Source organism: Burkholderia sp. 567, from assembly GCF_040545115.1.
GTDB lineage: Bacteria > Pseudomonadota > Gammaproteobacteria > Burkholderiales > Burkholderiaceae > Burkholderia > Burkholderia ambifaria.
In genome coordinates, this window is the sequence record NZ_JBEPLG010000002.1 from 967,095 (window position 1) to 981,497 (window position 14,403).

At 66.5% G+C, this 14,403-nt stretch carries 12 protein-coding genes; 4 read left to right on the forward strand and 8 right to left on the reverse strand.

Annotation, left to right across the window (positions count from 1 at the left end; all coding sequences use genetic code 11):
• Positions 1 to 24 precede the first annotated feature (24 nt).
• The 6 genes from ABIC50_RS09820 to ABIC50_RS09845 all read right to left on the reverse strand — a co-directional run bounded on the left by ABIC50_RS09820 (position 25) and on the right by ABIC50_RS09845 (position 9,406).
• A complete protein-coding gene (locus tag ABIC50_RS09820; protein WP_354163449.1) occupies positions 25 to 3,033 on the reverse strand; it encodes an ATP-binding protein in 3,009 nt (1,002 codons plus the stop codon).
• An 81-nt stretch (positions 3,034 to 3,114) separates the two neighbouring features.
• Entirely contained in the window at positions 3,115 to 3,774 is a 660-nt protein-coding gene (locus tag ABIC50_RS09825; protein WP_126226442.1) for a response regulator, read from the reverse strand.
• A gap of 344 nt (positions 3,775 to 4,118) precedes the next feature.
• Entirely contained in the window at positions 4,119 to 4,307 is a 189-nt protein-coding gene (locus tag ABIC50_RS09830) for a hypothetical protein (RefSeq protein ID WP_126226441.1), read from the reverse strand.
• A 118-nt stretch (positions 4,308 to 4,425) separates the two neighbouring features.
• A complete protein-coding gene (locus ABIC50_RS09835) occupies positions 4,426 to 7,497 on the reverse strand; it encodes an ATP-binding protein (RefSeq protein ID WP_354163450.1) in 3,072 nt (1,023 codons plus the stop codon).
• A gap of 371 nt (positions 7,498 to 7,868) precedes the next feature.
• Positions 7,869 to 8,696 (reverse strand): hypothetical protein, encoded by an 828-nt coding sequence (locus ABIC50_RS09840; RefSeq protein WP_011660079.1) that lies wholly within the window; start codon positions 8,694 to 8,696, stop codon positions 7,869 to 7,871.
• Between the two features lie 122 nt (positions 8,697 to 8,818).
• A complete protein-coding gene (locus ABIC50_RS09845) occupies positions 8,819 to 9,406 on the reverse strand; it encodes a tetratricopeptide repeat protein (protein WP_354163451.1) in 588 nt (195 codons plus the stop codon).
• Between the two features lie 356 nt (positions 9,407 to 9,762).
• Here ABIC50_RS09845 and ABIC50_RS09850 point away from each other — a divergent pair, with 356 nt between their 5' ends.
• From ABIC50_RS09850 to atsR, 3 genes are all read left to right on the forward strand, one after another.
• Positions 9,763 to 10,653, forward strand: coding sequence for a helix-turn-helix domain-containing protein (locus ABIC50_RS09850; RefSeq protein WP_354163453.1), 891 nt, complete (start codon positions 9,763 to 9,765; stop codon positions 10,651 to 10,653).
• 61 nt (positions 10,654 to 10,714) lie between these two features.
• The gene (locus tag ABIC50_RS09855) at positions 10,715 to 11,215 is read left to right on the forward strand and encodes a putative pterin-binding protein (RefSeq protein WP_011660076.1); all 501 of its coding nucleotides are present in this window, start codon (positions 10,715 to 10,717) and stop codon (positions 11,213 to 11,215) included.
• A 9-nt stretch (positions 11,216 to 11,224) separates the two neighbouring features.
• Positions 11,225 to 13,036 (forward strand): hybrid sensor histidine kinase/response regulator AtsR, encoded by a 1,812-nt coding sequence (atsR, locus tag ABIC50_RS09860; RefSeq protein WP_354163455.1) that lies wholly within the window; start codon positions 11,225 to 11,227, stop codon positions 13,034 to 13,036.
• A gap of 54 nt (positions 13,037 to 13,090) precedes the next feature.
• Here atsR and ABIC50_RS09865 read toward each other — a convergent pair whose 3' ends face one another.
• On the reverse strand, positions 13,091 to 13,510 hold the full coding sequence (locus ABIC50_RS09865; RefSeq protein ID WP_011660074.1) for a secondary thiamine-phosphate synthase enzyme YjbQ: 420 nt from the start codon (positions 13,508 to 13,510) through the stop codon (positions 13,091 to 13,093).
• A 10-nt stretch (positions 13,511 to 13,520) separates the two neighbouring features.
• The gene (locus ABIC50_RS09870) at positions 13,521 to 13,847 is read right to left on the reverse strand and encodes a thioredoxin family protein (RefSeq protein WP_354163457.1); all 327 of its coding nucleotides are present in this window, start codon (positions 13,845 to 13,847) and stop codon (positions 13,521 to 13,523) included.
• Positions 13,848 to 14,066: 219 nt separating this feature from the next.
• Between ABIC50_RS09870 and ABIC50_RS09875 the strand changes: the two genes are divergently transcribed.
• A complete protein-coding gene (locus tag ABIC50_RS09875) occupies positions 14,067 to 14,399 on the forward strand; it encodes a DUF2322 family protein (RefSeq protein WP_105833665.1) in 333 nt (110 codons plus the stop codon).
• The last annotated feature ends 4 nt before the right edge of the window (positions 14,400 to 14,403 follow it).

Genomic DNA, 14,403 nt, shown 5'->3' on the forward strand with positions numbered 1-14,403 from the left:
CTCAGCAGCGCGGCGCCATTCGGCTCAGACGCCGGCCAATCTCGACAGCGCGGCCTCCATCGCCACGCGTATCTCCGGCCATTCCAGCTTCAGCGCATCGAGACCGCCCGCGGCCAGCACCCGCTCGCCGTTCGCGCATGCATCGCTCGAGTCCACGTCGCCGGCCAGCGCGAAACCGCCTCGCATCGAATGCAGTTCGCCGCTGACGCACGCGACGTCGCCGCGCAGCAACGCGGCATCGATCTTCGCCAGCGAGTGCAGCGTCGAGGCATGCAATTTTTCGCGTATCTCGTCCGTCATGGGCGGCACCGGCCGGTCGGCACGATCGACCGGATGCGATGCCGCCGCGCCGCGTCCTCCGTGACGCCGCAACACCGCGCCGAGCGCATCGATCGACAGCGGCTTGAGCACGACCTCCGCGACGCCGGTCTGCGCGCAGCGCCGCCGATCCTCCTCAGTCGCATGCGCGGTCATCGCGATCACCGGCACCTTCGCGCCCTGCTCGCGCAGGAAGTTCGCGAGCGCGAAGCCGTCGAGTTCCGGCATGCCGAGATCGGTGAGCACCACGTCAAACGAATGCGCGAAGAACGCGCGCATCGCTTCGACACCGTTCGCGACGAGCATGGCGTCGCAATGCAGCGCATCGAGCTGATCGCGCAGCAGCGCGCGGCTCGCCGGATGATCCTCCGCGACGAGCACGCGCAGCGGAGTCTCCTCGTCCGCGTATGCCGGCAACGACGACGCGGTGGATTCCGTTTCGTCGAACGCGACGCGCCATCCGGACGGAGCGGCGGACAGCGGCAGCGACACGATGAACGTCGCGCCCTGGCCCGGCCGGGCTTCGACCGCCAGGTCGCCATGCATGAGCCGCGCGAGGCGCCGGCACAACGGCAGTCCGAGCCCCGTGCCGCCGAAGCGCCGGTAGATCGACGCATCGGTCTGGACATACACGTCGAACAACGTCGGCAGGCTCTCCGGCGCGATGCCGATACCGGTGTCGCGTACCACCACCTCGACGCCACGCGCTTGACCGACGGTGGCCGTCGGTCGCGCCTCGATCGTCACGCTGCCGCGCTCGGTGAACTTGATTGCGTTGCTGACGAGATTCGACACGATCTGACGCAGGCGAGTCGGGTCGCCGACATAGCCATCGGCCAGTTGCGGGTCGATCCTGCATTCGAGCGCGAGGTGCCGGGCCGCGGCCAGCGGATGGAAGATCGCCGCGACGTCGCGCACAACCGCACGCAAATCGAACGGCACGGCCTCCAGCACCATCTGGTTCGATTCGACCTTCGACAGATCGAGCACGTCGTTGATCACGCGCAGCAACGCATCCGACGACGACATCACCGTCTGCAGGCGTCGCCGCTCCTCGGCCGGCAACGGCGCGCGTTCCATCAATTCCAGATTGCCGACGATCGCGTTCAGCGGCGTGCGGATCTCGTGGCTCATCGTCGCGAGGAACGTCGACTTCGCCTTGTTCGCATCGTCGGCCGCCTCCCGGGCCTCGCGCAGCTTGTCTTCCATCTGCTTGCGCGCGGTGATGTCGGTCAGCGTGCAGAGCAACACGTCGACGCCGCGATAGCGCGTACGGACGATATGCGCGGCGAGATAGGTCGTCCCGCCGCCGACGAGGTCGACCGACAATTCGTGCGTGACGACGCGCGGCGCCCGGCCGCCCGCGATACCGCGGTGATAGGCCTGCCAGATGCGCTTGCCGAGTGACGCCGCCGCATCGGTGTCGCCGTAGGCCTGCGCGGCCTCGTTGCGCACCATGGTGTCGCCGTTGGCGAGCGACAGCAGCATCAGCCCGGCCGGCGCCGTGCGAATCAGCGTGCGGTTCAGCGCCTCGCTTTCGATCAGCCGGATTGCACGACGGTTCGCCGGGCGCAGCGCGCGCCGGTCGAACATGACGATCGCGAACCACACCGTTCCGATCGCCAGCAGCGCGAGACCGATCGCGACCCCCAGGCGGCCGGCCATGTCATCGAACAGGCTGCGCCACGAGAAGGTCGCGGTCAACACCTCGCGGAACCCCGGCATCCGGTCGCCGATGACGATATTCATGCCGACGCGATGGGCGGCCGCCCGTTCCCTGCCCGCCTTGTGCGCATAGTCGAGCGCACGGGCCGTCAGCGCGGGGGCGACCTCGCGGCCGGTCAGAACCTGTCCCGCCTGATTGACGAGCGCGTAATCCTTGCCGGCGGACGAAGAACGCAGAAAATCGTCGATCTCCGGCCGGCTGACCGCGATGAACCATGCGACCGGCTTGCCCTGCGGGTCGCGCACCGCCTGTGCGAACCGCAGCGTCGAGCGTCCGGTCAGCGGGTCGTCGCGCCGATCGAGCAGAACCTTCCGGCTATCCGATGCCGATGCCATCGACACGAAGTCGGGCGGCGGTTGCAATTGCCGAATCAATGCCTTGATGTCGAAGCCGGCCGGCAGCGCCAGCACCTGCTTGACCAGCGGATACCCGGTCACAATGACAAAATTGCCGTCCGGATCGATGATGTACGCGCCCATTCCCGGATCGCCGGCCTGTTGCGGCGGCATGTTGCCCGTCACCTCGCCTTGCGCGAGCAACTTGAGAAGCAACGGCGCGTAGGCCTTCTCCGGTTGCGATGACGAAGCGAGCGCGAAAGCCGCAAATGCCACACGCCCCGCGTGGCCGACGGCAACCATCCTGCCGTGATCGTCGACAAACCGCCCGAGCGTATCGGGCGACACGCTCGCGCCATGCTTGGCGATCAGTTCGAGGTTTTCGACGTAGCGATTCTGGAGGGCCCTGACCACCTCCATCTCCGCCAGCAGTTCGGCCTTGCGTATCAGGAACCCCGACCGGTACTGCGCAAGCGATTCCTGCAGGTCGAGTCGCGCCACAAGTGCCGTGCACACCAGCACGAACACCGTGATCGCCGCGCCGCTTGCGTACAGCAGCCATTGCTGCTGGCGGCGCACGCGCCCCGGCTCGAACGGCTTGCGTCCCGCGGTAGCGGTGGCGTTCGCAATCAGCGCTTTCAGTTTGGTGGGCATACGGATCGTCGAAGTCGACTCGGCGCCGGCGCGGCGTCATGCGCCGCCCGGGTTACGCGGTGCTGCCCGCCGGTTGCCCGTCTACGCATTGGTCCCGGGCATTTCGGGCAGTTGGCCCTCGCTTGCATAGCGGATCAGGTCCGCGTCGCGGACGATGCCGAGCTTCTTCATCGCGCTCGACTTCTGCGAGCTGATCGTTTGCTTGCTCCGGTGAAGCTGAACAGCGATCTCGCCAACCGTCAGGCCGGCGCCGTACAGTCGCACGACCTCGATTTCGCGGGCCGTCAGCGTGCGCGTGCCCGGCGACGTCTCGGTACCCTCCAGCAATTGCTTGACGAACGGCGACAGATAATTCGCGCCAACATAAGCCGCGTGAACCGCGCCGACCAGATGCGAAATCGCGTCGGACTTGCTGAGGATGCACCCGACGCCCTGCCGCTGAATCGCATGCAGCACGCTCGGATTGTCGATCATCGTGATCGTCACGAGATGAAGCGCGGGATAGCGACGCTGCAGAAACGACAACAACGCGAGACCGTCGCCATACTTGCCGCCCGGCATCACATAATCGACGACGAGCACGTCGCTCTGCTGCACGTCGAGCATCGCTACCAGGTCGGTCGAATTCGACACGGTGCCGAGCAGCTTGATCGTGCTGCTGCCCGCGAGTGCCTGCGACATCCCGAGTGCGGACGAAGGATGATCGTCCGCTACCATCACTCGCACAAAAAATTCATCCATCTATATTCTTCTCCCGATACACGCGGCCCGACGTGCGATGTTTGTGCGACGCGCCGATCGCGACACGGTCGCGTTGCGATGTTCAGCGAACCGGGCGGTGCGCAGCGTAATTTTAAGATAATAGACGGGTTCCGCGTCGCCGCGAGAAATCGACGTGCGGCTGCTTGCACCGGACCGCGCCCGCCAGGCTTCGACGCACCCGCCGACGCGCCGTCCACCAGGCCCGGACACGGCGTCGCAACGACGGCGGCACGTTCGCCGATTCGCCGCCCACGCACATCCGATCGACGGCCTTCCCCATACCGTCGATCCATCCCGTCCCGCGAAACGGCCTCGGCCGCTGTCTAACGTTTGGCCACGGACTTGTCCGGTTCGCCCGACCCGTCATCCGCGGCATGCTGCCACTCGGTGATGGCCCGCCGCTTCTGCGACGGCGACATCATCATGAATTCATTCAGCTTCGTGAGGAAATCCCGTCTGGATTTCTCCGGCAGCGTCGCAAATCCAATCAGCAGCCCGAACACCTTTCCCATATAGCGCACGGCCTTACCCTTCCTTCTCAGTCGAAATCACGCGGCATCTGTACGATGCGGCGTGTCTGCCTTCCCCGTTTTGAACGCCGGCGATCTATGCCGCCATGGCGTCGCTTTTTTATCTTCCCGGCCAGTGCGCCACCGCTGCCGCCATTGCGCTCGACGCCGGCCGTTCGTCCGCCGCGGCGGCAGAAAACGCGATCCCGCGCTGTCGCGCGACTCGGGCAAGCGCGCGACGCAAGTCGGCCAGCGTCACCGGCTTCGTCAACACGCACTCGACGTTCGATGCGGCGTAACGCTGCGCGTCGTCGGGCGCCAGATGCGATGCGACGACGATCATGTCGCACGGCAGCGCGCGCGCATGGACGGCTTCCGCCAGTTGCCCGGCCGACATGTCGGGCAGGTCGGCGCCGAGCAGCAGCACGTCCCATGCACCGTTCGCGAGCGTATCGAGCGCGGCCCCCCCGGACGACACGCACCGCACCGTGCAGCCGAGCACGTCGAGCTGCTCGCGAAAGATCGACCCGTTGACCGACGCATCGTCGGCGACCAGCACGCGTGGCACACGCGCGCCGGAAGCCGTCTCGGGTTGCCCATCACCGGCTTTGCCGGCGGCAGGCGCGGGCCGCTGCTCGGCAGTCGCGACGCGCGCCTGCTCGATCGCCGTGCGCAGCCCGTTCAGCGAATAGCTCGACACGCGGATCGTGCGACCCGCGACGTCGGGCTGCAGCGGACCGTCCGGCGTGGCGAGCACGACCGGCGTGCCGCCGCCGAGACTGTCGAGCTCCTCGCGCCGCCATTGGTCCGAATCGCCGAAGAGTACGATCGCGTGAGCACGCACGAGGCACCCGGCGGCTATCCCGATCGGACTCGGATGCATCGCGACATCGAAACCCCATGCACGCAGATGCGGAAAGGCGAACGCGCGCCATGCGTCCTCCGGCGACACGACGATCAGCGTCCGCCTGTCGCCGGCAACCACCGACGATTTCGGCGCGATACCCATGCGCAGCGGCAGGCGGACGGTGAACAGGCTGCCGATGCCCGGCGCGCTGTGGACTGAAATCGTCCCGCCCATCGCCGCGACCAGCCGATCGCACAGTGCGAGCCCGAGCCCCGTGCCGCCGTAGCGCCGCGTGATCGACGCGTCGACCTGCGAGAACGGCTTGAACAGCCTCGCATGTTGCGCGGGATCGATCCCGATGCCCGTATCTTCGATGCCGATCGCGAGTTCGGGCCTCCCGCCTACGTCGTGGCCCACCGCCACGCGCGCGACGATGCGGCCTTCGCTGGTGAACTTGATCGCGTTGCCGAGCAGGTTGCCGACCACCTGCGCGAGCCGCGTCGGATCACCACGCATACGCTGCGCCGCGCTCGCATCGATATCGGCGAACAGCGGCAACCCTTTCGCCCTCGCGACGGACGCGAACGCCGCCAGTTCGCGCTCGATCACCGCGATCACGTCGAACTCGATCGACTCGACCGTCATCGCGCCGGCCTCGATCTTCGAGAAATCGAGGATGTCGCTGACGATCGCGAGCAGGCCCTCGGCCGATGCGCGCAGCGTCTGCACGCGACTCTGCTGTGACGCATCGAGCGCCGTGCGCTCGAGCAACTCGAGGTTGCCGAGGATCACGTTGAGCGGCGTGCGGATCTCGTGGCTCGTCGCGGCGAGAAACGACGACTTGGCCGCATTCGCCGAATCGGCCGCGCGCACGGCTTCCTCGAGCTGATGCACGAGCCGGCGCTGCGCGGTCGTATCGGCGAAAATCGCGATCAGCACGTCCTCGCCCTGATAACGCGCGCTGTGCGCGATGACCTCCAGGTGCAGCGGCGCGTCGCCGTGCGCATCGAGCACGAGCTCGGTCATCATCGTGCGGCCCGCGCCGCCGTTCGCGACGAACGCGTCGTATTGCGCCAGCGCCTGCGCGGCCAACGCGTGGTGATCGCCGCCGTGCGGGACGAGCATCTGCGCCAGCACATCGCTCGCGAGCATCACGCGGCGGTCGGACAGCGACACGAGGCCGATGCCGACCGGCGCCATCGCGATCACGCTGCGGCACAGCGCCTCGCTCTCGAACACGCGGGCCGAACGCGCGTAGACCGGCACGAGCACGCGCCGGTGGAATCGCACGAGCAGCAGCCACATCACGACGATCGCGACGAGCGTCGACGCCGCGAGCGCGCCGGCCTGCACGCCGATGCCGGCCGCCACGTCGGCCCACGACAGTACATAGGCGATCGTCCAGCCGGTGGCCGCGAGCCGTGAGCGGAACACGATCGCGCCATCGCGAAAGAGCGGCTCGTCGGCGGCCCGGTCGGCATGCGCGACATCGAGATTCAGCAGGCGCTCGGTCAGCGCGTTGGTCCGCTCGATGCCGGGGTCGATCGCGATCAGCCGGTTGTCCGCCGACGCGATGAAGAACACGCCGGCCGGCCCGCGCCCGGGCAGCCATGACAGCAGGTATTCCGGTGCGTATTCGGTGACGAGCACCGCGAATGGCTGGCCGTCCGCGCGCGCTTCGGCGGCGATCCGGATACGCGCCTGCCCCGTCACGGGATTGATGTAGGGCGGCAGCCAGCGAACGTGGGGACGACCGTCGGTCGGCGCCGGGCCGTCGAAATCGACGTGCAGCGCCGCGAGGACACGCGCGCGCGCGTCGGGCGTCGCGAGCGCGGGATTGTCGCGCGACAGATGCGGCACGAAGCCGAACATGCCCGTGCGCGTACTGTAGTGGTAGCCCTCGAGCGTGCGCCCGCGATTGAGTGAACTCGCCGCGCCGATGCGCGACAGCAGGAACGACAGCGCGAGATAGCGCGCCACCTCGTCACGCTGCCCGGTTTGCCCCGGCACGCCGACCACGAGCGACGGATACGGCTTGATCGCCAACTGCTGGCCGTTGGCGAAAAACGCGTTCACGACGTCGGGAGGCGCCGCGCCGAGCTCGTGCCAGATCAGCTGCGTGTTCGCGACGCCGTTGCGGAACGACGTCTCGGCCACCTGCACCTCGTCGACGGCCTCTTCCACGCCGTTCAGGAAATTGCGCCGCTCACCGTCCAGATAGCCGTAAACGATCGACGTGATCCCGAGCCCGCAGGCGATCAGGATCAGGATCGTGACGACGATGCCGCCACCGAACATCGAAATGCTCTGGTAGCGGCGAATGGACTGAAGCGTGCTGTATGGCATGGCTCGGCGTGACGGTGCCCGGGGATGCGGACATGCGGCAGATTCCCTGCCGGGCTGGGCGTCACGATGAATGCATTCGGGATAGAGACATCCCGATCATGCCAAACGACACTGCGAAAATCAGTTGTGTATTATCCTTTTAGTACATGTCCGATTTGTTTCAATGCTTGTTTTGAACTCGAACGAATCCTAGCGGCGCAATCGCCCATAACGTCTTGTCCCCTCGGACAAGTCGTGACATCGCTCCCCGTCCGCGCGCGCCAATACAATTCCGCCGGCAAGCCGACGGCACGAGATGCAATTCAGGGGCGATGCGGCGCATCCAACGTCCCCGGTTCGGCCGGCGCGGCTCGCAGCGCCGGCCCGGAACCTCAATTGACCTGCAACTGGCCGCCGCGGCCGAGCCCGCCCTTGACGTCCTGCGCCTTGTAGCTGCGCAGTGCGACGACCATCTTGTTGTAGGCGTCGATGAACGCGACGACGGTCGCCTTGCCTTCCGGCGTCGCCGAGAAGCCCGACAGCGCGCCGCCCACGCCACCGCCGAAGCCGCCCAGCGCCGCGCCGTAGTTGGTCGCCGTCGAGCTGCCTTCCGACGCCGCGATCTGCACGGCCGAACGCACGTCGAACAGCGTCAGCGTCACGACCGATGCCTTCGTCTGCAGATGGCCGGCCACCGCCGCGACCGCGCTGTTGCCGATCAGCCCGCCGATCATGCTGCCGATGCCGCCGACCGCCGAATCGTTGATCACGATCTGCGGTTCCATGTAGTAGTCGGCCGCGACGCGCTGGCCCTTCTGCTGCTTCGAGCCCGCACGGTATTCGCCCGAGTTGCGCTGCAACTGCGTGATGCGCGACAGGCGCGCGTCGCTCTTCTGGTTGCCGATCGACGTGATCACGAAGCAGTTCGACTGCTGCACGGCCAGGCGCAGCAGCGGGTCGATGGTCGTCATCTTGGTCGCGCTGCCGAACGGGCCCCACCAGTCGGCGTTGCGGCCGTCGTCGACGGCGATCGTGCCGAGCGGCGACGTGCAGCGCTGCAGCGTCGTATCGGCGCCGGCGCTCGCGCCGCCCGCCGCGGCGCCGGACACGCCCGCGTTCTGGCCGCCGGGCGTCACCACGCCGCCGCAGCCGGCGACCGACGCGCAAAGCGCTGCAACCAGCGCACCTTGAGTGAGACGTTGGGAAAGGTTGGTCTTCATGTCGTTATCGATCGATAGAGTCGTTGTTCGGCGTATATGTTCGTGCGAACTTCGATAAGCCCCCCCGGCGTGGCTGCGCGATGGTGGTCTCCCCGCTGCAGCTCCCGTTGCTTTCGGTCCGGTCAGTAGTACCAGTACGTCTGATTCCAGACGCCGTAGTACGGATAGCCCGAGTACCAGTAGCCGTAATAGACGTCACGCCATTGCGTACGCCATTTCCAGTCTTCCTCGTCTTCCTTCTTGGCCTTGCGGGCGAGCTCGAGCAGCTTTTTCGATTCCTTGTCGCCGCGGCTCGCCGCGATCGACAGCCACTTGTCCGCTTCGCGCGGATCGGAGCCCATCTCCTCGAGGCCAAACAGGTAGAAACTGCCGAGCGCCTTCTGCGCGTTCAGGTCGCCGCGCTCGGCGGCGTCGCGCATCCACTTCAGTGCCTGATAGCTGTCCTGGCGCACGCCGTCGCCGCGGAAATAACGCAGGCCGAGGTCGTAGGCGGCCTTGGGCTGCGCCTTCGCGGCCTGCTTCAGCGCAACGATGCGCGGATCTTCGCGGCCGTCCGCCTCGTCCCTTTTTTGATAGGACACCTGATCTTTAGGGCGATCGGAACAACCTGTGTCATCGCAGATCCGCACCGTGTTGCGTGTAACGGACGGATCCTGCGCGCACGCGGCCAACAGCAACAGCAGCCCCGGTGCCAGCAAACGGCGATACATGTGTGCGTTCCCCACGTTTTATCTGCGCCGCACTGCTTCGCGCTATCCCACCCCCGCGAGCGCGCACCCGGTTTGCGTGCGGCGAGGCGAATACAATTCGCCAACGCCGACACGCACTCCAAGGCTCTCTCAGGCTCTCTCTTTGAATCGTTCAGTCACGTGCTGGCTGCCGCTTTTCGCCAGATGACCGTGTTCGATACCGGCCTCCAAACCTGACGCGACAAACAATAGTGACGTGGTGAGCAATAATAATGGAGAAATATGGCATGTCAAGGTCAATCGCGATTTCAAAGTTTGCGTATCGCGTCACTTTTGAATATGCTCTTCGTCGCTAAAACCCAGGAGACCCTTTCCAGATGTCCACTAGCGAGCAGGCCAACGTCGATCTCATCACCGCCACCAAGGTGCGCGATCTGCTGACGCGCAACGGCATTCCGCCGCGCAGTCACAACACGACGATCGCGAACGTGCTGGGCCTCAGTTTCTCGGTCGTCACGCGCAAGATGAAAGGCTTGATCCCGTGGAACCTGTCGCAGTTGCAGGACATCGCGACGCACTTCGGCGTGCCGCCCGCGATCCTGCTCGACGACAAGGGCACGCAGCCGGCCGCCGCCGAGATGATCGACGCGACGCTCGTGATCGAGTCGCGCCGCTTTCGCTGCCGCGCGGCGATCTCGGCGAAGGCCAGCAGCCAGATCGAAACGGATTTCGTCGCGTTGCAGTGGCAGGGCGAATGGATCGTCACCGAACGCGAGCACGCGCGCGAAGGCCGCACCTATCCGGTCGACGTCATCGAGCTGCGCTCGAGCCAGCCGACCGTCTATGCCGCGCGGATCGCGGTGGTCGACGATTCGCAGGACGTCGCCGAAACCGTGTGCGAATACTTCATCGAAAAAGGCGTGAACGCGGTGCCTTACTTCGACGGCGCGTCGTTCCGCAAGGCGCTGGAAGTCGAGGACTTCGACGGCTACATCCTCGACTGGATGCTCGGCGACCAGACGGCCGCCGAACTCGTGCGCGGCATCCGCTCGAGCGAAAACGGCGGCGCGCCGATCTTCCTGCTGACCGGCAAGATCTCCACCGGCGAGGCGAGCGAGGACGAGATCGCGCACATCGTGTCGCACTACAACGCGCGCTGCGAGGAAAAGCCGGTGCGCCTGCCGATCCTGTTCGCCGAAGTCGCACGCGAACTGAAGATCACGCTGCCGGCCGCCGCGAGCGCCGCGGGCGCCGCCGTCGCGAGCTGAGACCACGACGAACACCCACCATCACACGAACTCGAACCCGAACACGACCGAGGGGAAACACATGCGAATCTCGACGATCTGGATCAAGAGCCTGGTCGCGGCCGGCCTGCTCGGCATGGCCGCCGCGAGCTGGGCCGCGTCGTTCACGTTCACCGTCGACGGCAAGATCGGCCGCAGCAACCAGCCCGGCAACACGACGTTCGTCTTTTCCGAGCAGGCGCTGATGGCGCTGCCGCAGTACACGATCGTCACGTCGACGAGCTGGACGCCGAAGGCGACCTTCACCGGCCCGCGCCTGTCCGACGTGCTGAAGACCGTCGACGCGCACGGCACGCAGATCGAGTTCCGCTGCATCGACGAGTACACGTTCACGATCCCCGTGTCGGATGCCGACAAGTACGGCGTGATCCTCGCGCGCACGATGAACGGCAAGGTGCTCGGCAACGACAACTACGGGCCGCTGTGGATCATGTATCCGCGCGACCAGTATCCGGACGAGCTGAAGACGCCGCTCGGCGAAGCCAAGTTCGCGTGGCAGATCATCGGCCTGACCGTGAAGTAAGCGGGCGACATGAAGCGCGGGCGGTGGAAGAACAGAAAGATCATCCTGGTCCTGGGGTCGCTGTGGATCCTGGGCTTTGCCGCGTGGGCATTCCTGCTGTGGGACCTGCTCGCGACGTCGGTCAACGAGGGCGTGCTCGAAGGGCCGCGTGAAGGCGTGTTCTGGACCGCCGCGCAATACCGCAACGTCTACACGCGCTTCGACCGCCAGCTGATTCTCTACGCGACGCACGTGGACGACGACTACGACCACGTGCAGATGCAGCTCGACAGCCTGTCGGTGTCGTTCGGGTTCCTGCAGCGGCCGTCCGAGGTGTCCCAATACTGGCTGCGCATCCCGCGCGCGCGCGGCGAGATCGCGGCGCTCGGCGAATTCATGGCGCGCCTGAAGCGCGACGTGCCGCCGTTGCGCAACGCACCGAACGACGCACAGCGCGTGATCGACGAGGTCAATGCGCACTGGCCGAAGGTCAACGGCCTCGCGAACTACTTCCGCGCGATCGAGATGGCGCAGCGCGACTTCACGTTCCATCAGTTGAAGGAAAAGCAGCGCGCGATCCTGTCGCTCGGCATCATCCTCGGCGTGATCCTGTGCGCGCTGTTCCTGCTGCTGTTCTATACGATGCGCACGCGCGACGACCTGCTCGAACGCCAGGACGCGGCGCTCGATGCGGAGCGCAAGGCGTCCGATCGCGCGTTCGAGATGATCGAGGCGAAGAACGCGTTCCTCGGGATGGTCAGTCATGAACTGCGCACGCCGCTGCAGGCGATCTGCGGATCGATCGAGATCCTGCTCGCGCGGCCGCAATCCGACGCGAACCTGAAGACGATCCGGCGGCTGCAGAATTCCGCGTCGTCGCTCGAGGCGCTGGTCAAGGACCTGACCGACTACATCAAGCTGCGCTCGACCAAGCGTCTCGCCGAAGCCGAAACGGTCGGCATGGCGTCGCTGCTCGCCGAGGTGCTCGATCCGCTGCGCGCGAAGATCGCGGCCAAACGGATCGCGATCTCGCAGCTGGTCGAGCCGCACGACCTCGCGATCCGCTCCGATCGCAAGCTGTTGCGGCAGGTGCTGTCCAACCTGATCGAGAATTCGGTGAAGTACACCGTCGACGGATCGATCCACGTTTCGATCCGGCTCGTCGACACGCCGGCCGGCCGGCAGTTGAAACTTGCGGTGCGCGATACGGGCGCCGGTATCGCGAAGCAGCATCTGCCGAAGATCTTCGAGCCGTTCTACCGCGCGAACGACGCGGTCGGCCTGCATGTGGACGGCATCGGGATGGGGCTCGCCGTCGTGCGCGAGATCGTGACGACGCTGCGCGGCCATGTGGACGTGCGCAGCGCCGTCGGCGAAGGCAGCGAGTTCGTCGTCACGCTGCCGGCCGAGGCGCCGGATGCCGCCGACACGGCCGGCGACGCGCCCGCATGGCAGGCCGTCGACGTGCGTCGCAACCGCCGCGCGCTCGTGGTCGACGACAACGACAATGCGCGCGAAACGCTCGGCGCGATGCTGTCAGCGCTCGGCGTTGACGCCGATCTGTGCGGCACCGGGCATGAAGGCGTCGCGCGTTTCGGCGACGCGCGTTACGACCTCGTCGTGCTCGATCTCGAACTGCCGGACCTGAGCGGCTTCGAAGTCGCGCGCCGCATCCGGATGGTCGCGCAACCGGACGACGACGGCAGGTTTGCGTCGATCCTCGGCGTCAGCGCGTACGAATCGGCCGCGTTGCGCGAGAACCAGCAGGTGTTCGACGCGTTCCTGCCGAAGCCCGTTCACCTGCGCGAACTCGGCGCGCTCGTCGAGAAGCTGCTCGGCTGAGCGCGGCCGCGCTGCGTCACGTGCCGGCCTGCCCGGCCGTTCGCACTCCCGCGCTCATTCGCCGATCAAATGCAGCACGATGTCGCGCCGATGCGCCGCGCGACGATGCTCGAACAGATAGATGCCCTGCCAGGTGCCGAGCACCATGCGTCCATGCTCGACCGGGATCGACAGTTGCACCTGCGTGAGCGCGGTGCGCAGATGCGCGGGCATGTCGTCGGGACCTTCGGTGTCGTGCTCGTAGCGCGTGGCGTCCTCGGGCGCGAGCGTCGCGAAGTAGCGTTCGAGATCGCGCTGCACCGACGGATCCGCGTTCTCCTGGATCAGCAGCGACGCGGACGTATGGCGGCAGAAAACCGTCAGCAGCCCGGTGCGGATCGCCTGCTGGTCGACGAACGCACGCGCCTGCGATGTGAACTCGACGAGGCCGCTCCCGTGCGTTTCAACGCCGATGTGCGTGATGGCCTGTTGCATGATGGCTACCTCAGGCGAGTGCGGCGAAGCCTTCGGCTTCGATCTGCTTCGCGTCGGCGGGGCGCACGACGCGCGCGACTTCGACCCCGTCGCGCATGAATATCAATGTCGGCCACAGCTTCACGCGGAACGACCGGCCGAGCGGCCGGCCCGGGCCGTCCTCGATCTTCACATGCCGCACGGCAGGATGCGCGGCGAGCGACGCGACGATCGCGGGCTGCGCGCTCGCGCAGATCCCGCACCAGTTCGCGCCGAATTCGATCACGGTGTTACCGGCCAGTGCGTCGACTTCCGCGCGCGTCGGCGCATTGGCGGTGTAGCGTTGCTCAATGTCCATCGGGGCCCTCGTGTGCAATGCAATGGCGGGACGTGGCCGCCGCGTGCCGGCGTGGGCGGCGGATGCGGCCGGTGATCTCCTACTCTAGCGGAAAAGCCCGCGCGATGCCGACGGTGGCGGGCAGCGCGGTGCGGCTCGCCGGTGCACCGCGGCCGGCCGGATGACGATCGGATAAGATACGGCCCGATTGGCCCATGACCGAACCGACGGAGTGTTTCAGTGATTCAACCGACCCAAGTATTCAAGGACAACCTCGCGCAACTGCCGGCCATCGACGGCATCGCACGCATCGATCTCGTCGGCGCGAACGGCGACGTGGTCGCGAGCATCGAGAACCAGCCGGGCAAGCAGGGCTCGCTCGCGGTGTATCACTATCTGAAGCAGGCATTCGGCACGCTCGATGCGAAGGCCGCTGAACATGGTCTCGCCGTGTTCGCGGAGCACACCGCCGACGCGCGCAACCGCCCGGGTGCGCACCCGAACGTCGATCGTCTGCTGGCGATCGTCGACGGTGGCGAAGCACTGCGGATCGACGTGATCGCGCAGGGCTGAGCCG